Origin of the sequence: Pseudomonas sp. ICMP 8385 (assembly GCF_002699915.1) — a bacterium.
Taxonomy (GTDB): domain Bacteria; phylum Pseudomonadota; class Gammaproteobacteria; order Pseudomonadales; family Pseudomonadaceae; genus Aquipseudomonas; species Aquipseudomonas gessardii.
This window is the reverse complement of record NZ_LKBY01000067.1, coordinates 66,605-86,486: the sequence shown is the minus strand read 5'-3', so window position 1 is coordinate 86,486 and position 19,882 is coordinate 66,605. Positions and strand designations below refer to the sequence as shown.

The 19,882-nt window shown below is 63.4% G+C and carries 21 protein-coding genes; 9 read left to right on the top strand and 12 right to left on the bottom strand.

Translation table 11 applies throughout. The annotated features are described in order from the left end of the window. Positions 1 to 19: 19 nt before the first annotated feature. The 3 genes from AO268_RS07875 to AO268_RS07865 form a co-directional block, all read right to left on the bottom strand. Complete coding sequence (locus tag AO268_RS07875) at positions 20 to 607, bottom strand: HAD family hydrolase (RefSeq protein WP_099168362.1); 588 nt, start codon at positions 605 to 607, stop codon at positions 20 to 22. Continuing rightward, the gene (gene tesB / locus AO268_RS07870) at positions 604 to 1,473 is read right to left on the bottom strand and encodes an acyl-CoA thioesterase II (RefSeq protein WP_076964540.1); all 870 of its coding nucleotides are present in this window, start codon (positions 1,471 to 1,473) and stop codon (positions 604 to 606) included. Before tesB ends, AO268_RS07875 begins: the two co-directional genes overlap by 4 nt. A gap of 71 nt (positions 1,474 to 1,544) precedes the next feature. After that, a complete protein-coding gene (locus tag AO268_RS07865) occupies positions 1,545 to 2,114 on the bottom strand; it encodes a GNAT family N-acetyltransferase (protein ID WP_076964539.1) in 570 nt (189 codons plus the stop codon). A 75-nt stretch (positions 2,115 to 2,189) separates the two neighbouring features. On the opposite strand from AO268_RS07865, the gene AO268_RS07860 reads away from it, so the two are divergent. After that, positions 2,190 to 3,110: a histone deacetylase family protein gene (locus tag AO268_RS07860; RefSeq protein WP_076964538.1), complete on the top strand. Its 921-nt coding sequence runs from the start codon at positions 2,190 to 2,192 to the stop codon at positions 3,108 to 3,110. A gap of 174 nt (positions 3,111 to 3,284) precedes the next feature. After that, positions 3,285 to 4,520, top strand: coding sequence for a TIGR03862 family flavoprotein (locus tag AO268_RS07855; protein WP_099168361.1), 1,236 nt, complete (start codon positions 3,285 to 3,287; stop codon positions 4,518 to 4,520). Positions 4,521 to 4,639: 119 nt separating this feature from the next. Here the strand turns inward: AO268_RS07855 and AO268_RS07850 are convergent, their stop codons facing one another. After that, a complete protein-coding gene (locus AO268_RS07850; protein ID WP_099168360.1) occupies positions 4,640 to 5,971 on the bottom strand; it encodes a DEAD/DEAH box helicase in 1,332 nt (443 codons plus the stop codon). Between the two features lie 48 nt (positions 5,972 to 6,019). Beyond that, on the bottom strand, positions 6,020 to 6,916 hold the full coding sequence (gene yedA, locus AO268_RS07845) for a drug/metabolite exporter YedA (protein WP_076964532.1): 897 nt from the start codon (positions 6,914 to 6,916) through the stop codon (positions 6,020 to 6,022). A gap of 160 nt (positions 6,917 to 7,076) precedes the next feature. On the opposite strand from yedA, the gene AO268_RS07840 reads away from it, so the two are divergent. After that, a complete protein-coding gene (locus AO268_RS07840) occupies positions 7,077 to 7,535 on the top strand; it encodes an Lrp/AsnC family transcriptional regulator (protein ID WP_099168359.1) in 459 nt (152 codons plus the stop codon). A 64-nt stretch (positions 7,536 to 7,599) separates the two neighbouring features. Here the strand turns inward: AO268_RS07840 and AO268_RS07835 are convergent, their stop codons facing one another. The 3 genes from AO268_RS07835 to AO268_RS07825 form a co-directional block, all read right to left on the bottom strand. Then, complete coding sequence (locus AO268_RS07835; RefSeq protein ID WP_076964530.1) at positions 7,600 to 8,211, bottom strand: 3'-5' exonuclease; 612 nt, start codon at positions 8,209 to 8,211, stop codon at positions 7,600 to 7,602. Between the two features lie 25 nt (positions 8,212 to 8,236). Next, positions 8,237 to 8,713, bottom strand: a complete 477-nt coding sequence (locus AO268_RS07830) for a LabA-like NYN domain-containing protein (protein WP_076964529.1) — start codon at positions 8,711 to 8,713, stop codon at positions 8,237 to 8,239. A 119-nt stretch (positions 8,714 to 8,832) separates the two neighbouring features. After that, entirely contained in the window at positions 8,833 to 9,525 is a 693-nt protein-coding gene (locus AO268_RS07825) for a DUF2076 domain-containing protein (RefSeq protein ID WP_099168358.1), read from the bottom strand. Positions 9,526 to 9,694: 169 nt separating this feature from the next. Between AO268_RS07825 and AO268_RS07820 the strand changes: the two genes are divergently transcribed. Then, complete coding sequence (locus tag AO268_RS07820) at positions 9,695 to 10,357, top strand: YciC family protein (protein WP_076964559.1); 663 nt, start codon at positions 9,695 to 9,697, stop codon at positions 10,355 to 10,357. A gap of 72 nt (positions 10,358 to 10,429) precedes the next feature. Then, a complete protein-coding gene (locus AO268_RS07815; RefSeq protein ID WP_099168357.1) occupies positions 10,430 to 11,518 on the top strand; it encodes an endonuclease/exonuclease/phosphatase family protein in 1,089 nt (362 codons plus the stop codon). Positions 11,519 to 11,569: 51 nt separating this feature from the next. Here AO268_RS07815 and hrpB read toward each other — a convergent pair whose 3' ends face one another. Then, the gene (hrpB, locus tag AO268_RS07810) at positions 11,570 to 14,077 is read right to left on the bottom strand and encodes an ATP-dependent helicase HrpB (RefSeq protein ID WP_099168356.1); all 2,508 of its coding nucleotides are present in this window, start codon (positions 14,075 to 14,077) and stop codon (positions 11,570 to 11,572) included. A gap of 138 nt (positions 14,078 to 14,215) precedes the next feature. On the opposite strand from hrpB, the gene AO268_RS07805 reads away from it, so the two are divergent. Both AO268_RS07805 and AO268_RS07800 read left to right on the top strand, forming a co-directional pair. After that, a complete protein-coding gene (locus tag AO268_RS07805; protein WP_076964217.1) occupies positions 14,216 to 14,635 on the top strand; it encodes a polyribonucleotide nucleotidyltransferase in 420 nt (139 codons plus the stop codon). A 15-nt stretch (positions 14,636 to 14,650) separates the two neighbouring features. Then, entirely contained in the window at positions 14,651 to 15,544 is an 894-nt protein-coding gene (locus tag AO268_RS07800) for a cation diffusion facilitator family transporter (RefSeq protein WP_099168355.1), read from the top strand. Here AO268_RS07800 and AO268_RS07795 read toward each other — a convergent pair. Further along, the gene (locus tag AO268_RS07795; RefSeq protein ID WP_099168354.1) at positions 15,541 to 16,359 is read right to left on the bottom strand and encodes a DUF6515 family protein; all 819 of its coding nucleotides are present in this window, start codon (positions 16,357 to 16,359) and stop codon (positions 15,541 to 15,543) included. The genes AO268_RS07800 and AO268_RS07795 overlap by 4 nt on opposite strands. Positions 16,360 to 16,765: 406 nt before the next feature. Here AO268_RS07795 and AO268_RS07790 point away from each other — a divergent pair, with 406 nt between their 5' ends. Together AO268_RS07790 and AO268_RS07785 are read left to right on the top strand one after the other, a co-directional pair. Beyond that, a complete protein-coding gene (locus tag AO268_RS07790; RefSeq protein WP_003176264.1) occupies positions 16,766 to 17,245 on the top strand; it encodes an Lrp/AsnC family transcriptional regulator in 480 nt (159 codons plus the stop codon). A gap of 213 nt (positions 17,246 to 17,458) precedes the next feature. Then, on the top strand, positions 17,459 to 17,668 hold the full coding sequence (locus AO268_RS07785; protein ID WP_057439039.1) for a DUF2788 domain-containing protein: 210 nt from the start codon (positions 17,459 to 17,461) through the stop codon (positions 17,666 to 17,668). On the opposite strand, the gene AO268_RS07780 is transcribed toward AO268_RS07785, so the two are convergent. Together AO268_RS07780 and amn are read right to left on the bottom strand one after the other, a co-directional pair. After that, positions 17,663 to 18,298 (bottom strand): pseudouridine synthase, encoded by a 636-nt coding sequence (locus AO268_RS07780; RefSeq protein WP_076964214.1) that lies wholly within the window; start codon positions 18,296 to 18,298, stop codon positions 17,663 to 17,665. The genes AO268_RS07785 and AO268_RS07780 overlap by 6 nt on opposite strands. Before the next feature lie 71 nt (positions 18,299 to 18,369). Then, positions 18,370 to 19,833, bottom strand: coding sequence for an AMP nucleosidase (amn, locus tag AO268_RS07775; RefSeq protein ID WP_076964213.1), 1,464 nt, complete (start codon positions 19,831 to 19,833; stop codon positions 18,370 to 18,372). Positions 19,834 to 19,882 lie beyond the last annotated feature (49 nt).

Here is a 19,882-nt window from a genome sequence, read left to right as displayed (position 1 = left end):
CAAAAATGTGGTGCCTGGGCTAGATCATCTGGCGCAATGCCGCGCAGTCCTTGGCATGCCAGTCAGCCAGCCCGGGCCAGGGGTTTTCAGGCTGGTTGACCAACACCGTCCGCGTCCCCGCCGCCCGCCCGCAATCCAGGTCAAAGCGATAGTCACCCACCATCACCATCTTGGCCGGCGCCACATCCCAGGCCCGGGCCAGTTTCAACAGGCCTCCGGGGGCCGGCTTGGGCGGTGCATCGTCACGTCCCAACACATCCTCCACGGCAAAGCAGTCCGCCAGGCCGATGGCCTGCAAGGTGATGTGCGCCAACGCCTGCGCATTGCGCGTCAGGATCCCGAGGCGATAGCCCCGTGCCGCCAAGTCCCGAACCAGCTCCACCGCGCCCGTGGCCGCCACCGACCCCAGCGCCAGTTCACGCTCATGCTCCAGCAACCAGGCATGCTTGGCCGCCGCTTCAGCCGCGGGCAATGTCGCCAGGTGAGTGAGGATGTCGTCGGCAGGCGGAACATCCAGGGCCACGCGGATTGCCGCAAAGTCATGCACGGCCACGGTCAGGGTGCCGTCCATATCAAACACCCAGTGCTTAACGTCGGCCAGGCTCATGCCCAATCCTTGCGATGGCGGATCAAACCCTCCTGGGTCACCGAGGCCACCAGTTGGCCGGCGCGGTTGTACACGCTGCCACGGGAGAACCCACGGGAATTGCCGGACCATGGGCTGTCCATGGCGTACAACAACCAGTCATCGGCCCGCAGGTCGGCGTGGAACCACAACGCATGGTCCAGGCTGGCCACTTGCATGTCCTTCTGCCACACGGTCTTGCCATGGGGTAGCAACGAGGTGGTCAGCAGGCCAAAGTCCGAGGCGTAGGCCAGCAGGTACTTATGCAAGGCCGGCAAGTCGGCCAGGGCGCCATCGGCGCGGAACCACACATACTTGACCGGATCGCCCGGCTGCGGGTTGTACGGGTCTTTCTCGGTCACCGGGCGCACTTCGATCGGCTTGGGGCACAGCAGTTTTTCGCGCATGGGTTCGGGGATCAAGTGGGCGCGCTGCCGGGTCAGCTCCAGCTCCGACGGCAGGTTCTCCGGGCCTACCACCACCGGCATGGTGGTCTGGTGCTCGAAGCCTTCTTCGTCGTACTGGAACGAGGCGCTGCAGGTGAAGATCGGGTTGCCCTTCTGGATCGCCGTCACCCGGCGCGTGCTGAAGCTACCGCCATCGCGCACCCGGTCCACTTGATAGACCACCGGCAGCCCGGCATCCCCCGGACGCAGGAAATAGCCGTGCAACGAATGCACATGCCGCGCCTCTTCAACGGTCTGGCTGGCCGCCGACAGCGACTGGCCCAAGACCTGGCCGCCGAACAGTTGGCGAAAGCCCAAGTCCTGGCTGCGACCACGGAAGAGGTTTTCTTCAATCGGTTCCAGGGTCAGCAAGTCGACCAGATCTTCCAACACTTGGCTCATTCAAACTCTCCTCACACAGGGCAAAACCGCGCAGTCTTGGCTGCGGCGGGGAATCACATCGGGCGGCCTGCTTATCCGTGCAGCGTATCCAACCATTGGGCGCGGGTGATGCGGTACAACACATGATGGCGCAGCGGATCATCCGCCGCGAGCCTGGGGTGCTGAAAATCTGCCGCCGGATCGTAATGCATGCCGATGGCCTGCATGACTTTCTGCGACGCCAGGTTGGCCTCGGTGGTAAAGGCCACGATCTCCTCCAGTAGCAAACGATCAAACCCACCACGCAACGCGGTCCAGGCCGCCTCACTGGCAAAGCCCAGGCCCCAGTGCTCGCGGGCCAGACGCCAGCCGATCTCCACCGCCGGGGTGAAGTCGGCCTCAAAGCCGACATGCATCAACCCCGTGAGGCCGATAAACTCGCCGCTGTCCTTGCGTGCCAGGGCCCACAGGCCAAACCCGAACTCGGCAAAATGCCCGCGTACCCGCCCGATCAGGGCGGCGCTTTCCAGGCGGTCCAGGGGGGCCGGGAAATAGCGCATCACCTGCGGGTCGGCGCACATGCGGGCAAACGCCGGCAGATCGCTGTCGCGCCATTGGCGCAGCACCAGGCGCGCGCTTTCCAACTCCAGTATCGGCTCCATCGTTCCCCTCCCCGGCCATGTGCGTGAGTGTACAGCGCTGTTAAGATCCGTCGCTGGTTCCTGTCAGAAATTGCCATGCCTTTGCCACTGATCTACCACGACGACTACAGCCCCGAGTTCCCGGCGGATCATCGCTTCCCCATGGACAAGTTCCGGCTGCTGCGCGATCACCTGGTCGACAGCGGCCTGGCCCAGGACAGCCAACTGCTGCGCCCCCAGTTGTGCCCGGCCGACGTCCTCGCCCTGGCCCATGACCCTGGCTATATCGAACGCTATATGAGCGGCGACTTGTCCCGCGAAGACCAACGGCGCCTCGGCCTGCCCTGGAGCGAAGCCCTGGCCCGGCGTACGGTGCGGGCGGTCGGCGGTTCGTTACTGGCGGCCGAACAGGCCCTGGAACACGGCCTGGCCTGCCACCTGGCCGGTGGCACCCACCACGCCCATTACGATTACCCGGCGGGCTTTTGCATCTTCAATGACCTGGCGGTGATCAGCCACTTCCTGCTGGCCAGCGGGCGGGTCAACCGGGTGCTGATCTTCGACTGTGATGTGCATCAGGGCGATGGCACCGCACGCATCCTCCACGACACCCCCGATGCCATTACCGTGTCCCTGCACTGCGAAAAAAACTTCCCCGCACGCAAGGCCACCAGCGACTGGGATATCCCGCTGCCCATGGGCATGGGGGATGCCGATTACCTCAAGGTGGTGGACGATGCCCTCAACTACCTGCTGCCGTTGTACCAGCCTGACCTGGTGCTGTATGACGCCGGCGTCGATGTGCATAAGGATGACGCCCTCGGCTACCTCAAGCTGACAGACGAAGGCGTCGCCGCCCGTGACGAAAGCGTGATGCGCCACTGCCTGGGCCGCGACATCCCAGTGATGGGGGTGATTGGTGGCGGCTACAGCAAGGACCGCCCTGCCCTGGCCCGCCGCCATGGCATCCTGCACCACAGTGCGCAGCGGGTGTGGACGTCATCAGGTTGTCATTGAAGTATGAGCGCGTTACCCACAATGCCTGTGGAACGGCCTGTGGATAACTTGAGCGTAAACGCCTGTAAGGCAGGAACCGTATAGCATGTAGGAAGATGTACGTTTTTTGATCAGGCAGTTTCGCGGTCCTCGGGTAGAATGCTCGGCCTACTTCGCCGAACCGCAGCCACCGCCATGCCGCAAATCCCAGCCCAGCCTTATCACGTCACGATCATCGGCGGCGGCCCCGCCGGGCTGATGGCCGCCGAAGTCCTGAGCCAGGCCGGGGTCCGGGTGGACCTGTATGACGGCATGCCCTCGGTGGGGCGCAAGTTCCTGCTGGCGGGCGTGGGTGGCATGAATATCACCCACTCCGAAGCCTACCCGGCGTTCCTCGCCCGCTATGCCGAACGCGCGCCAGATATCGCCCCGCTGCTGCGCCAGTTTGGTGCCGAGGCGTTGTGCGAATGGATTCATGGCCTGGGTATCGAAACCTTTGTCGGCAGCTCCGGCCGGGTGTTTCCGACCGATATGAAAGCCGCACCGCTGCTGCGGGCCTGGCTCAAGCGCCTGCGCGACCAAGGGGTGGTTATCCACACCCGGCATCGCTGGCTGGGCTGGCATGCCGACGGCGGCTTAATTATCCACAGCCCCGATGGCGAGAAAACGGTCCACAGCGATGCCGTGCTCCTGGCCCTCGGTGGCGGCAGCTGGTCGCGACTGGGGTCCGACGGCGCCTGGCTGAAGTTGCTGGAAGACCAAGGCGTACCCTGCGCCCCGCTGCAACCGAGCAATTGTGGCTTCGAGGTGTCAGCCTGGAGCGAATTGATGGTGAGCAAATTCGCCGGCGCGCCACTGAAAAATGTCGCGATAGGCCTGGCAGATGACAAGCCTCGCCTGGGCGAATGCGTCATCACCGCGACGGGTATCGAAGGCAGCCTGATTTACGCGCTGTCGGCGCCGCTTCGCGAAGCCATCAACCGCGAAGGCTCTGCCACCGTGCACATCGACCTGCTGCCGGGCAAGCCGCTGGACAAGGTGCAGGCGGCGCTGGCCAAGCCCCGTGGCTCACGCTCGATGAGCAAGCATTTGCACAGCCAGTTGGGCCTGGATGGGGTAAAGGCCGCGCTGTTGCGCGAGTTGGCGCCCGCCGAACACTTCAACGACCCGCAGCAATTGGCCGGCGATATCAAGGCTCTGCCGTTGACCCTGGTGAAAACCCGGCCAATGGACGAAGCCATCAGCACCGCAGGCGGCGTGCCGTTTGAAGCTTTGGATGAGCGTTTGATGCTCAAGCAATTGCCGGGGGTGTTTTGTGCCGGCGAGATGCTGGACTGGGAGGCGCCGACGGGCGGATATCTGCTGACGGGGTGTTTTGCCAGCGGGCGGGCGGCGGGGTGGGGCATGCTGGAGTGGCTCCAGCGCCGATAGTTGCGGTGAGTTCCAGTCCGCCATCGCAGGCAAGCCAGCTCCCACATTTTGATCTGTGAACACCTTCAAATGCGGGAGCTGGCTTGCCTGCGATGAGGCCCTGACAGACGCCAAGGAAGTTACTTCTTCTTACGCGGCCCGGTATTAAACACAGGCACCTTGCGCACCGGCTTGATCGATGGCTCCGCCGCCACTTCCCCGCTTTCCACCCATTTGCCCAGGTTACGCTTACCGCCCCCGCCAGACGTCTTAGGCTTCTTCGGTTTTTTCGGCTTCTTCACCACTTGCCCGCTGGCATCGGTGTCCGGCACCCGGTGCTCGGGTTCAAAGTCCTGCTCCATATGGCGAGCCAAGGTCTGGCGGGTCAGCATTTCGATAGCCGAAAGCATGTTCACTTCATCGGCACACACCAGGGAAATCGCCTCACCGGTATTGCCGGCCCGGCCGGTGCGGCCGATGCGGTGGATGTAATCCTCGGCGACAATCGGCAGGTCAAAGTTGACCACCATCGGCAAGTCCTCGATATCCAGGCCACGGGCCGCCACATCGGTGGCCACCAGGATCTGCACATCACTGGCCTTGAAACGGTCCAGGGCACGTTGGCGCGTAGCTTGTGGCTTGTCACCGTGGATACCGTCGGCATTGATCCCCAGGCCTTGTAGCTTATCGACCAATGCATCCACGCCATTACGGGTCTTGGCGAATACCAGCACCTGCTTCCACTTGCCCTTGCGCATCAAGTGCACAAACAGTTCGGCCTTGCGCTTCTTGTCCACCGGCACCACCCACTGCTTGACGGTGTTGGCGGCGACGTTGCGCGGGCTGACTTCAATGCTCAAAGGGTCATTGAGCATCTGCCCGGCCAGCAGGCGGATGTCATCGGAGAAGGTCGCGGAAAACAGCAGGGTCTGGCGCTTTTTCGGCAACATGCGGTAAATGTTCGCCAGCTCTTCCGAGAAGCCCAGGTCGAGCATGCGGTCGGCTTCATCCAGCACCAGGGTTTGCAGCTGATTGAGTTTCAGCGCGTTCTGGCGGAACAGGTCGATCAGGCGGCCAGGGGTGGCCACCAGCACATCGACCCCCTTGCGCAGCTTCATCATTTGCGGGTTGATGCTGACGCCGCCGTACACCGCGTAGGTCGTCAGCGGCAGGTGTTCGGCGTACTGGGCGACGCTGGCGTGAACCTGCTCGGCCAACTCGCGGGTCGGGCAGAGGATCAGCGAGCGCACCGAGTTGGCGCTGACTTTTGGCCCTTCCAGGGTTAGCAATTGCAGGAGCGGCACGGCGAAACCGGCGGTCTTGCCGGTGCCGGTCTGGGCCGCGGCCATCAGGTCGCGGCCGGCCAGCACGGCCGGGATGGCTTGCGCCTGCACCGGCGTCGGGGTCTGGTAGCCAAGCGTCTCAAGGGCGCGCAGCAAGGGTTCGATCAGGCCAAGTGTGGCGAAAGTCATGTGTTTACCGTAGGAAAAATTCAGCGCAAGGGCGTAATGCGCGGCAGTTTACCTTATTTCCGGCTTCGGCTTGCGCCACTGGGGCAGGCTGATCAACAGCACCGCGCTGATAATCACCAGCATCGCCAGGGCTTCCTCCAGGCCGATGGTCTCACCCACGAACACAATCCCCAGCAACACCGCCACCGCCGGGTTGACGTAGGCATAACTGGTGGCCGCCGCCGGACGCACATGCTTGAGCAGGTACATATAAGCGTTGAAGGCGATGATCGAGCCAAACACGGTCAGGTAGGCCAGGGCCAGCCAGCCTTCCACTGGGGGCATGGCTTCCAGGTGTTCGCCCTTGAGTGCGCTGCCGATCAACAACACCACCCCGGCGACCAGCATTTCAGCGGCGCTGGCCATGGCGCCCTGGGGCAACGGCAAGTGCCGGCTCCAGACCGAACCAAACGCCCAGGAGGCAGCAGCGAACAACAGCAACCCTGCACCCAGCGGGCTCGACTGCAGGTTGGAGCCCATATTGAGCATGGCAATGCCGATCATCCCCAGAATCACCCCGGCCCATTCCAGACGGGTATTACGCGCGCCCCAAAAATAGCCACAGAGCAAGGTAAACAGCGGCACCGTCGCCACGGCCAGCGCCGCAACCCCGGAGGTAACACCGGTGTGTTCAGCCACACTCACCGCGCCATTGCCGAAGGTCAGCAGCAAGATGCCGATCATGCCGGCGGCTTTCCACTGCGCCCAGGTCGGCGCTGGCACCCCGCGCCAACGCAGGTAGCCATACATCAGTGCCCCCGCCACACAGAAGCGAATGCCCGCCAACAGCAACGGCGGCCAGTACTCCACGCCAATGCGGATCACCAGGTAGGTAGACCCCCAGATCACATACAGTGCAAAAAAAGCGGCGATCAACGGTAAGGGAAAACGGCGTGGGCCAGGCATGGGCAGCTCTGCGGCAAGACAAGGGATGGCTATTTTAGAAATCCACACCAATAAACATAAGTTACAAAACCTGTTTAAAGTGCCCATACACTTTTCAAATTATGGTTATCAGGGCTATAAGCCTTGTATTCAAAAGCCCCTCACTGCCAGAGCCTTATTCATGGACAAATACGACCGCATGCTCCTCAGCGCCCTGCTGGAGGATGGCCGCGCCACCTACGCGCAACTGGCCCGCACCGTAAACCTCTCCGCCCCCGCCGTGGCCGAACGCGTGGCCAAGCTGGAAGCCAGCGGCGTGATCACCGGCTACCAGGCCAAGGTCGACCTGTCCAAGATCGGCTTGCCGATCCAGTGCACGATCGAACTGCGCTTGACCAACAACGGCAGCCAGAAAGTGTACGACGCGCTGGCAGAAATCCCCGAGCTGACCGAGTGCCACCGGGTCACCGGCGACCCGTGCGTGATCATGCAGGCGGCGGTGGGCTCGATGCCGGAGCTGGAAAACCTGATCAACCGCGTGGCGAAATTCGGGTTCAGCAAGACCTCGATCATCTTGTCGAGCGCCATAGAACGACGGGTGCCATTGGGGCATCTGGAGAGGAAGAATGGCGGCGCCTGAGCGGGCGCCATCGCGGGCAAGCCCGGCTCCCACAGTTTGGTCTTGGTTGTTCTCAGGATCGAGATCAGAACCCGCGATGCTTCTTCAGGTGATCCGTGATCTTCGCCGCCGGCACTTTCTGCAAGCTGCACAGCAGATCGTGGGACAGTTCGCGCAAGCCGTGGGCACGGCGCAGTTCCTGGGCCAGGTGGGCGGTGAGGTTGGCCGCCATTTCGGCGTCGGCCATTGCCCGGTGAGCCTTGCCGGTGTGGGGCAACTGGGCGTAGGCGGTCAGGGTGCCAAGCTTGTGGTTCGGTGCAGCGGGCATCAGCCGGCGGGCCAGGAGTAGCGAGCAGGCGAATTTTTGCAGGCGGGTGCGGCGGATCAGGCCCAGCTCGAAGTCCCAGAACTTCTGGTCGAACGCGGCGTTGTGCGCCAGCAGCGGTGTGGTGCCGACAAATTCATTGACCTCGTTCATCACCCGCTCGGCCGGCGGTGCGCTGCGCAGCATGGCGTTGCTGATGCCGGTCAGTTGCTCGATAAACCCTGGCACGCGTACGCCGGCGTTCATCAGGCTCTGGTAGCGGTCCACGATCTGGCCCTGCTCCAGGATGACCACGGCGATTTCCGTGGCCCGGCAACTGCTGCTCGGCGAGATGCCGGTGGTTTCAAAGTCGATGACCGCTATCCGTTCCAAACCTGTTCCAACCCCATCTGAAAATCTATTTGAGCAACAACGCGCCTTCGATAGGCACGTAGCGGCTGGCCGCGCGGATCAACGAGTTGGCCGTCAGCCCCGGCACGCCGTAGGCCACGGCTTCGACGCCATGTTTATGGATGATGCGGTCGAGCAACATATCGAAATCGCCATCCCCCGAGGCCAGCACCACTTCGTCGACCTGGGCGGCGGCGTCCATGATGTCGATGGTGATGCCCACGTCCCAGTCGCCCTTGGCCGAGCCATCGCTGCGCTGGATGTACGGCTTGAGCTTCACGGTAAAGCCCAGGTTGCGCAGGATCTGCTGGAATTGCTGCTGCTTGCTGTCGCCACGGTCGATGGCATAGGCATACGCCTCGACGATCTGCCCGCGCTGGCTGATATCGGCCCACAGGGCGGCGTAGTTGAAGTGGCAGCCGTAGGCCTGGCGCACGGTGTAGTAGAGGTTCTGGACATCGGCGAACACTGCTATTTTTTTCACCGCATATCCTCATGGCACCGGGGACGTGATGGCCCGCAAAGGTCGTCAGTATGCCAGCCAAGAGGCGCTTTCCGAGAAAAATCAGACCGGGACGACAATGCGCCCCGGTTCAGTGTGTGTCAGACGAAAGAATCGTCGTCGCCAAGGAAGGAGGAATCGTCGGTATAACCACTGTCGGCGTAGGTGTCCGCGCTGTCGTTGCCCCAGCCACTGTTGTCGCTGGCCGGCGCCGGTTCTTCGCGGACAATCTCTTCCACCACTTGCGGCTGCTGGTTATGGCTGAACAGGCTGCTGATGCCTTGGGCCAGCATCACACCACCGGCCACGCCGGCTGCGGTTTTCAGGGCGCCGCCGAGAAAGCCGCCGCCCATGGGCGCTGCCTGCTGGGGTTGCTGATAGTTCTGTTGCGGCGCCGGCGCGCTGTTGAAGCCCGGCCGGGTCGGTTCGCGCCAACCGCCCGCGTTTGATGCCGGCGCACTGGGCGCAGGCTGCGGCTCGCGGGAGCTGCCACCAAAGATGCTCGACAGGAACCCACCGCCGCCCGCCGCCGGCTGCGCGCTCCTGGCCCGTTGCAGTTCATCCTGCAATTGCTGGATCTGTTGCGCCTGCTGCTGGTTCTGCGCATCCAGGCTCTTGATCGCGGCTTCCTGCACCAGAATCGCCTGGGTCATGAAATACCCGGCGGCCGGTTGGCGAGTGATGTGCTCCTTGATCCGCGCTTCTGCCTGGGCGTCGCGGGGGGCTGAGTCCGTTTCGGCTTGCTGCAACCGTGAAAACAGTCCATCGATCAGGGTTTGCTCTTCGCTGTTCATGGCGACCTCGTTAGATTGCCGGTAAAAATCTGTGTCCCGCCCGCAATGGGCAAGGTACGACACCAGTAATGGGGCTGGGCCGTGACGTTTCAATGATCTTTACCCAAGGTTTACGTTTGTCGGTGATCGGTTAAAGTGTCCGCTGCTTTTTCCGCCTGTGATGACCTTGATGAATCCGTTGACTGTTCTGCGCGACTCTTTCTACTTTTTCCAGCGCAACCTGGGCGCCATCGTGCAGTTGTGCCTGCCCTTGGTGATCCTGGAGGCCGTGCTGCAACAAGTGCTCGATCACACCCTGGGCCCGGAGGCGTTTACCGGCTACAGCATGATCGTGGGCCTGCTGGTGTATCCGCTGTACACCGCCGCCCTGATCCTGTTCCTCGACGCCCGCAGCCGTGGCGAGTCGCCGCGCACCGCCGACGTGCTGGCCATGGCGCTGACCCTGTGGCCACGCTATGCGCTGCTGACCGCCATGAGCACCCTGTTGATCCTGCTGGGGTTGTCGCTGTATTTCCTGCCGGGGCTGTGGCTGATGGTCACCCTGGCCTTCGCCGAATATCTGCTGGTACTGCGTGGTATGACGGCGCTGGCGGCGATGAAGGAAAGTTTTCGCCTGACCCGAGGGCATTTCCTGCGCATCCTGGTCTGCCTGTTGTGCGTGATGACCCCGCTGTGGCTGCTCAAGGGCGCCAGCGTCGCGGCCTGGCCCGACCTGCAGAACCCGCTGCTGGCGGTGCTGATCGACAGCGCCCATAGCTTCTTGCAGCTGTTTACCAGCGTGGTGCTGTTCCGCCTGTTCATGCTGATCGCCGGCGATGCCGACGCCCGCTAACGTGGCCCTTGGGCTCCCGGCCGCCGGTCGGGTATGCTCGGGGCCTGTCCTGCAGCGCCCTAAGGCGAGCCGATGACCCGTTTACTGCGTATAACCCTGGTGGGCCTGCTGATCCTCGCAGGCTTGCTGACCGCCCTGGTCTACAGCCTGACCTGGCGCCCCGACGACAAGCAGATCCTGCCCGTACACTGCGGCGTGCCGCGCGCGCCCACCCTGCTACCCGGCCAGGCGCTCAAGGTGATGACCTGGAACGTGCAATACCTGGCGGGCAAGAACTACGTGTTCTGGTACGACACCCCGGACGGCAGTGGCCCAGACGAACGGCCCACGGTGGAAGACATGGCCTCCAGCCTGGATGAAGTAGCGCGGGTGATCCGTGACGAACAACCGGACGTGCTGTTGCTGCAGGAACTGGACGAAGGCGCCAAGCCGTCCCATTACCAGGATCAACTGGCGCTGCTCCAGGAGCGGCTGGTGGACCTCTACCCGTGCAGCGTCCAGGCCTTCGACTGGAAAGCCGATTTTGTGCCCGACTGGCATATCTTCGGCAGCGTCGGCCGCAAGCTGGTGACCCTCAGCCGCTACCAGATCGAACATGCCGAACGCCTGCAACTGCCGGTGGCCTCGGCCAACCTGATCAGCCGACAGTTCCAGCCCAAGCCGGCGTTGCTGCTCAGTTACCTGCCATTGAGCGATGGCGGCCAACTGGCAGTGCTCAACACCCGCCTGGACAACGGCGCACCCGGCCATAGCGCGGTGCGCGAACAAGTGCAGGCGACCATCAAGCTGCTGGATAAATTCGAAAGCCGCGGCACGCCGTGGCTGATCGGCGGGGATTTCAACCTGCTGCCGCTCGGGCAATTCCTGCGCCTGGACGCCGGCAAGCGTGGGCAGTATTCGCCAGACAGCGAACTGCATCTGTTGTGGGACAAATACCCGATGGTGCCCAGCAACAGCCAGTCCAGCGGGATCGACCGGGCCCAGTGGCTGACCCACTTTCCCAACGACCCAAGCCTCAATGGGCCGGATCGCACGGTGGATTATCTGTTCTATAGCCCCAGGCTGAAGAAGGTCGAAGCGCGGGTGCGGCAGGACGATACATTGCGTATTTCCAACCACCTGCCGGTGATTGCGCGGTTCCTGCTGCCTGCGGCGCAATAACACCAAGCCCAATGTGAAATAGGGTTTGTGTGGGAGCTGGCGTCTCCGGGATTACTTGCGCGGCTTGATCCGCGCAGTCGCCTCTGCCACCAGCGGGTCATCCGGCCAGTAATGCTTGGGATACCGCCCCTTCAGATCCTTCTTCACCTCGGCGTAGGTACTGCGCCAGAAGTTCGCCAGATCCTGGGTCACCTGCACCGGCCGCCGCGCGGGCGACAGCAGGTGCAACTTCACCACCTGCCGCCCACCGGCAATGCGCGGGGTATCGGCAAGGCCAAACAATTCCTGCAAGCGCACCGCAAGAATCGGCGGTTGCTCACTGTAGTCCAGGCGCACCGATGAGCCCGAGGGTACTTTCAAATGATGGGGCGCCAGTTCGTCCAGGCGCTGGGGCAGCGGCCAGGGCAACAGGTTATGCAGGAAGCTGGAGATATCCAGGTGGGCGAAATGGCTCAAGCGCGAGACCTTGCCCAGGTACGGCATCAGCCACTGCTCCAGGCTGGCGAGCAAGGCGCTGTCGCTGACGTCGGGCCATTGGCCGGGTTGGCCGGCGTCCAACTGGCGCAGCAGCATGACACGGGCCTGCCACTGGCGCAGTTCCGGGGTCCAGGGCAGCAGTTCCAGGCCTTTGCGCCGCACCAGGTTGACCAGCGCCTGGCTGCGGGCAGATTCGTCGAGGCCGGTCAGCGCCTCGCGGCTGAGTACCAGTTCACCGACCTTGCGCTGGCGTTCGGCGCGCAACACGCCTTCGCGCTCGTCCCAATCCAAGTGGTCGAAACTACGCACCTGTTCGGCCAACACCGAGTCGAACAGCGCCGGGTCGAAGTCGGCGGCCAGGTAGATCCGCTCTTCACGCTGGCCCTGACGGCTGCCCAGGTCGGCGATCACCAGCCACGGTTGCTTCATCAGGCTGTCGGCTTCGGCAAACAGCGCTGCACGCCCGTTGGCCAGGCGATATTCAGCGCCCCCGGCGCGACGCTGCTGGGCCACCCGGTCCGGGTAAGCCAGCGCCAGCAAGGCCCCCAGCCAGCGCGGATGCTCGGGATCGGCCACCGGTTGCGCAGCCTGCCCCCTTAGATAACCGCGATATTGCCGAGCCAATTGCCTGGCCCGCTGTACGCCGCCTTGAGTGCCACGGGCGCGCTCTTCGCCAGACAACAACGCCAGGCGACTGTGCAAGTCCGCGCCCGCACCGCGCAAGATGTCGCGCTCACCCAGTAGCGCGGCGACATCACTCGCCATGCTCGCCAGCCCCAGGTCCTGCCCGCGCAACAACAAATGGGCGATGCGCGGGTGCGCCGGCAGGCTGGCCATTTTCTGCCCGTGGGCGGTCAGGCTCCCGTCCTTCAGCGCGCCCAAACGTTCGAGCAAGTCCTGGGCCTGGGCATAGGCGGCGGCGGGCGGCACATCGAGCCACACCAGTTGCGTCGGCGTCACGCCCCAGCGCGCCAGCTGCAGGGCCAGGCCGGCCAGGTCCGCCGAGAGGATCTCTGCGCTGCTATAGGCCGCCAGCCCTTCATGCTGGTCCTCGGACCACAACCGATAGCACACGCCCGGCTCCAACCGCCCGGCCCGCCCCGCGCGTTGCGTGGCACTGGCGCGGGAGATGCGCTGGGTGTCGAGGCGGCTCATGCCGCTGCCGGGGTCGAAACGCGGGACCCGCGCCAGCCCGGCATCGATCACCACCCGCACGCCATTGATGGTCAGGCTGGTCTCGGCAATGTTGGTGGCCAGCACCACCTTGCGCTTGCCCGCCGGCGCCGGGTCGATGGCCGCCCGCTGGGCGGCCAGGTCGAGTTCGCCATGCAACGGGCACAGCAGCACATCGCCGCGCTCACCCAGGGCATCCGCCAACTGTTGATGGACCCGGCGAATCTCCGCCTGCCCCGGCAGGAACACCAGCACGCTGCCGGTTTCGTCGTGCAGGGCTTCGAGGATGGTCTGCAGCACCCGCGGCTCGATAAATTCACCGGGCTGGAACGGCCGGCCCCAGCGCATCTGCACCGGGTACATGCGCCCTTCACTGCGCAGGATCGGCGCGTCGTCCAGCAGACCCGACAGGCGTTCGCCCTCAAGGGTGGCGGACATCAGGAGGATTTTCAGCGGCTGCTCGTCACGCAACAGCTCGCGGCCGTTGAGGCTCAGGGCCAGCGCCAGGTCGGCGTCGAGGCTGCGTTCGTGGAATTCGTCGAAGATCAGCAGGCTCACGCCCTCCAGCGCCGGGTCGTCCTGCAAACGGCGGGTGAGGATGCCTTCGGTGACCACTTCGATACGGGTGTTAGGGCCGACCTTGCTGTCCAGGCGGATGCGGTAGCCGACGGTTTCGCCGACCTTTTCCCCCAGCTCACTGGCCAGGCGTTCGGCAGCGGCGCGGGCGGCAAGCCGGCGCGGTTCAAGCATCAGGATGGTTTGCCCGGCCAGCCAGGTTTCCTGCAACAGCGCCAATGGCACCCGCGTGGTTTTACCGGCGCCGGGCGGTGCTTCGAGCACCGCTTCATGGCGCGTCGCCAAGGCTTCACGCAAGGCGGGTAAAACATCATCGATTGGCAACGAATTCATACTGGCTCCAAGGCAGAGCGGCGAGTATAACGGCGAACGGTTGGATATCGGTGGCCTCTCAGGCGATGCCGTGTCCCGTTGGGAATGCGCGGTAGATCTGCTTTATAGTCACACCCTACAAGTATTCAGGAGAGTCCCATGCGTAATGCTTCCCGTGTCATCGGCGGTGTTCTGGCCGTCACCCTGTTGAGCCAGCTGACAGCCTGCGGTTCGATTTTCTATCCTGATCGCCGTGGCCAGATCGACGGCAAGATCGACCCGGCGATTGCCGTGCTCGATGCGGTCGGCCTGCTGTTCTATGTGATCCCCGGCCTGATCGCCTTCGGTGTCGATTTCGCCACCGGCGCCATTTATTTCGAGCCCGGCAAAAGCGCACAAGTGGCCCCCGAGAAGCTGCAGCAAGCCATCGGCGCCGACGGCAAGGTGGACAACACCAAGCTGCAAACCATCATCGAGCACGAAACCGGCCGCAGCCTGCCGCTGGACGACCCGCGCCTGATCCAGTTCAAGGGCAGCGTGCAGCAACTGGCCATGCTCGGTCTGCAACCTGCTGCGTAAGGATTCGATTGCCCCATGAGCACCTGCACCGAACACGCCCGGCTCTTGCGCCTGGCGACCCGCGCCTCGGTCGGCGTGGCCAGTATCCTGATTATCGGCAAGGCCGTCGCCTGGTGGTTCAGTGGTTCGGTAAGCATGCTCGCCGGGCTGACCGACTCGCTGCTCGACGGCGTGACGTCGCTGCTCAACCTGCTGGCGGTGCATTACGCGCTGCGCCCGGCGGATGACGATCACCGTTACGGGCATGGCAAGGCGGAATCCCTGGCGGGTATGGCCCAGGCGCTGTTTATCGCCGGCAGCGCGGTGTTGATTGCCTTCCAGGCGTACCAGCGCCTGCTACACCCGGAACCGGTGGGCGCGCCCTGGCTGAGTATCGCGGTGATTGTGCTGTCGCTGGCGCTGACCGTGGCACTGTTGACCCTGCAACACCGGGTGATCCGCGAAACCGGCTCGAACGCCGTGCGCGCCGACTCACTGCATTACCGTTCGGACCTGTTGCTCAATGGCAGCATTCTATTGGCCCTGGTGCTGGCGGCCTTCGGCTTGCATCAAGTCGATGCCTGGTTTGGCCTGGGGATTGCCGCCTACATCTTGTGGAGCGCGATCCAGATTGCCCGGGAAAGTTTTGCGGTGCTGATGGACGAGGAGCTGCCAGCCGAAGTCAGCCTGCACATGCTGGAACTGGCCTGTAGCGTGCCCGGCGTACTGGGCGCCCATGATTTGCGCACGCGGATTTCCGGCAACCACTGGTTTGTGCAGTTGCACCTGGAGTTACCGGGGGAGTTGAGCCTGTCGGTGGCCCACGGCATCAGCGACCAGGCCGCCGATGCCATCCATCAGGCCTACCCACGGGCCGAAGTGCTGGTGCACGCCGACCCACAGGAAGTGGTCACAGGCCACAAGGCCTAGTAGGTCACCTGATACCCGCGACTGCCCAGGCAGTTGCCCTGAGCCTGGCGGTAGGTTTGCACCACCGCCGGCGCCGGCGCGTAGGTGCCGGTCTGGGGGTCGAAGCCACTCTGCTGCACCGCCCAGCGATAGCAATCGTAGCCATCCTGCTGCACCTGGGCAGGCGATTGGCCGTTGGCGGGATAGGCCACCACGTCATAGCCATTGCCCTGGGGCGCCGGCGGTGGCGGCAGGCTGGCCACCGGCGGTTGTACCACCACGTACTGCCGGGTGCTGGCCTCGTAGCTGTAGTAGGCGCCAGCGGCGAGGAAAAACAGCGTGTTGCCCACCCACACTTCCCGCGCATAGTCCGGCAGGTCATGCACGCCGATCCCATAGGGCGGCGTGACCACCACATAACGCGGCCCCTGGGGCCGGTACCAATAGCCGCCCGCGAAGAAGTAATCCTGGCCACGATAGGGCACGCGGTCATGACGCTCGGGGAAGCGGTCTACCGTGTAGCCGGGGCGATACTGCGGGCCGGGGCCCCAGCCATTGCCATGCCCATCGGGGCGACCCGGCCAGCGGTTGTCATCGGGGCGGCCATTGTAGCCAGGGCCATCGGCTTGCCAATGCGGGTTGCCATCATTGCGCCGGGGAATATCACGGTAGTTGCCCTGGCGCGGCTCCTGGGTCTGGCCCACGGAGTCGGGCCGGGCCTGGATCGGCAGACTGCTCCCCGCCTGCGCTGAATAGCCACGTTCGTCGGCCATCACCGGCGTGCCCAAGGTAACCATCAACACACCTGCACCTGCCAAACGCCAGATGGGCTTCATGCTATTCCTCACTGCGGATTAGGGCCTATGCATAAGACTGGAAAGTTCTGCAACAGGTTATCAGCCGCCCGGACAATTTTCGCCGGCAAAAGAAAAGGGGCGACCCGTCGGTCGCCCCTTGAGAACTTCGTCCTGGCTCAACGCTTTTGACGTTGGCTCACCTCACGCCGTCTTGTGGACAGTGTGCAGCCCGGGGGCCGGCGCAACCCGGTGGGGTTGGCGGGCCGCAGCCGGCCTGGTTGGGCGGGCTGCAGTGGACTCTATGTCCGGGCAGTGATTCTGTTGGTAATCATAGGCGTGAGGCGCCGGCAGATGATTGCGAAGATTGCGTCAATAAACAGTGCTTGCGCAATTTTTAACCCTGGATAGATAATTCGCAGCAATAGTTACGACAAAGGCCAGCCCCATGAGCAAACTTGACCGATACGACCTGAGTATTTTGGCGGAATTACAGCGCGACGCGAGGATCTCCAACCAGGAGCTGGCCGAGCGGATCGGCCTGTCGCCGTCACCCTGCTCGCGCCGGGTCAAGCAATTGGAGGACGACGGCTATATCTCGCGCCAGGTCGCCCTGCTCGACCGCAAGATGCTTGGCCTGAGCCTCACGGCCTACGTGTTGATCGGCATGGACCGACACACGCCCGAACGTTTCGAGAACTTTGAAGCGGCGATCCGCACCTTGCCGCAAGTGCTGGAATGCAGCCTGGTCACCGGGATGGATGCCGACTATCAGCTGAAGGTGGTGGTGCCGGATATGGATCACTATCAAAAACTGCTGCTGGGGCACCTGACCCGGATTGAGGGCGTGACCAGCGTGCGCTCCAGCTTTGTGCTCAACCAGGTGCTCAACAGCACCGAGTTGCCGTTGACTCACCTGCGCACCTAAGACTCACCACCAACCCCATGTGTGGGGCTTGCTCGCGATAGCTGTGTGTCAGTCAATGCATTCGGAGACAGGCACACCGCTATCGCGAGCAAGCCCGCTCCCACATTTTTTACCGTGTTCAACCTGCGACGCACCGACGCAGGTCAACGCTGCACCGGCCACATTGCCTTATACTTCGCGCCTGCCTTTGTCGGAACCTGCCCAATGAATTCGATTGACCCCGTGCTGTTTGAAGAATGGATGATGACCGGCCTGGTCACCATCCTGATCATTTTCATGGGCTTTATCGTCTGGGACCTGGCGAAGAAGTCCAAGGCCGGGCGCTTTGGCTCGCTGATTCTGTTCTTCGTGCTGGGCCTGGGCGTGGCCGCGTTTATCATCAAGAGCGTGGTGATCGGCCTGATCGAATCCGGGGCTTTATAAGCGCGCCGGCACTTCGCGGTACTGGCCTTGGCCCAGGCCGTCAATCGACCACTCGCCGATTTTTACTCGCACCAGGCGCAAGGTCGGCAAACCCACGGCGGCGGTCATGCGCCGCACCTGACGGTTGCGCCCCTCGCGAATCACCAGCTCCAGCCAATAGGTCGGCACGTTTTTACGAAAACGCACCGGCGGGTTGCGTGGCCATAGCGCCGGCTCATCCAGTCGACGGGCTTCAGCCGGCAAGGTCATGCCATCGTTCAGTTCCACCCCTGCGCGCAGGCGTTGCAGATGCTCCTCGGTGGGCTCGCCTTCCACCTGTACCCAGTAGGTCTTTGCCAGTTTGTGCTTGGGGTCGGCAATCCGCGCCTGCAACTGGCCATCGTTGGTCAGCAGCAGCAGGCCCTCACTGTCCCGATCCAGGCGCCCGGCCGGGTAGATGCCCGGGATATCGATAAAATCCTTGAGGGTCGCCCGCCCGCCTTCGTCGCTGAACTGGGTCAGCACATCGAAAGGTTTATTGAACAGGATCAATTTCGGCTCGGCCGGTGGCGCCTTGGCGACACGGCGCGCAGCGGCATGGGGAGGTTTCACGCCAGGGCGGCGCGAGTCGGGACGGGCAGGACGGGACATGGCAACGGAATATCTAACGGTCAGGACCGACCATGCTAGTGGCCCGACCGTTAAATAACCACCCCGCTATGTTAGCGGAACGGCGGCTCGTCAAAGCTGCGCAGCTTGCGCGAGTGCAGCGAGTTGAGCTCGGTGCGCAGCAGGTCCACCGCCTCGATGCCGATCTTCAAGTGCTGGCTCACGGCCCGTTCATAGAACGCGTTGGCCGAACCTGGCAACTTGATTTCACTGTGCAGCGGCTTGTCCGACACACACAGCAAGGTGCCGTACGGTACGCGCAAGCGGTAGCCTTGGGCGGCGATGGTGCCGCTTTCCATGTCCACCGCCACGGCGCGGGACAGGTTGATCAGCGGCCGTTCCTGGGCCCAGCGCAGCTCCCAGTTGCGGTCGTCGTAAGTCAACACGGTGCCGGTGCGCAGGCGCTTTTTCAGCTCTTCGCCCTTCTCGCCGGTGACATTGGCCGCCGCTTGCTGCAACGCCATCTGTACTTCGGCCAGGGCCGGGATCGGGATGTTCGGCGGTACTACGCGGTCGAGAATGCCGTCGCGCCGCATATAAGCGTGGGCCAGCACATAGTCGCCGATGGTCTGGGATTGGCGCAGGCCACCACAGTGGCCGATCATCAGCCAGCAATGGGGACGCAATACCGCCAGGTGGTCGGTGATGTTCTTGGCATTGGAGGGGCCGACGCCGATGTTGACCAGGGTCACGCCGTGGCCGTCGCTGGCCTGCAAGTGGTAGGCCGGCATCTGGTAACGGTGCCAGACCACGCCTGCGGCAATGGCAGAGGCTTCGCCATGGTCCATGTTTTTGTCGATGATGACGTTGCCCGGCAACACCATGCGGATAAAACGTGGGTCGCTGCGCAACTGTTCCAGGCCATGCACGATGAACTGGTCGACATAGCGGTGGTAGTTGGTCAGCAGAATCCACGGCTGCACATGGCGCCAGTCGCTGCCGGTGTAGTGCACCAGGCGGCGCAGAGAGAAATCCACACGGGCCGCATCGAACAGCGCCAGGGGCAGTGGGTCGGTGTTCTCCCAATCGTACAGGCCATCGGCGATGCCATCGGTGGCGGCCGACAGGTCGGTGCTGGGGAACACCCGCGCCAGGGTCGCGGCGGTCACGCCGGAACCGGCCAGTTCATCGCCCTGCTCCACCACGTAGGGGTAAGGGATATTCTGCTGGCTGGCGCCCACCTCCACCGTCACGGTGAAGTCGTGCATCAGCGGCACCAACTGTTCCAGCAGGTATTTACGGAACGCCGACGGATGGGTGACGGTGACGCTGTAGGTGCCCGGCAACTGCACCTTGGCATACGCGCGGGTGGTCTGTGGGACTTCGCCGTGGCAGTGGTAGGTCAGGCGCAGTTCCGGGTAGCGAAACAGTGCACGTTGTGCAGCGTCGGGTTCGACGCGATCCTTGAGGTATTGCTTGAGGGCCTGGTTGAGCGCGCCGGTAGCACGCTCATGCAGAGCCGCCAGCCGGTCCACGGCCTCTTCGGCGGTTTGAACGACAACAAAAGCTTCGGTCACGGTAGGCTTCCTGTTTTCTTACATGCAGGAGGTCATCTTGCCTGCATCG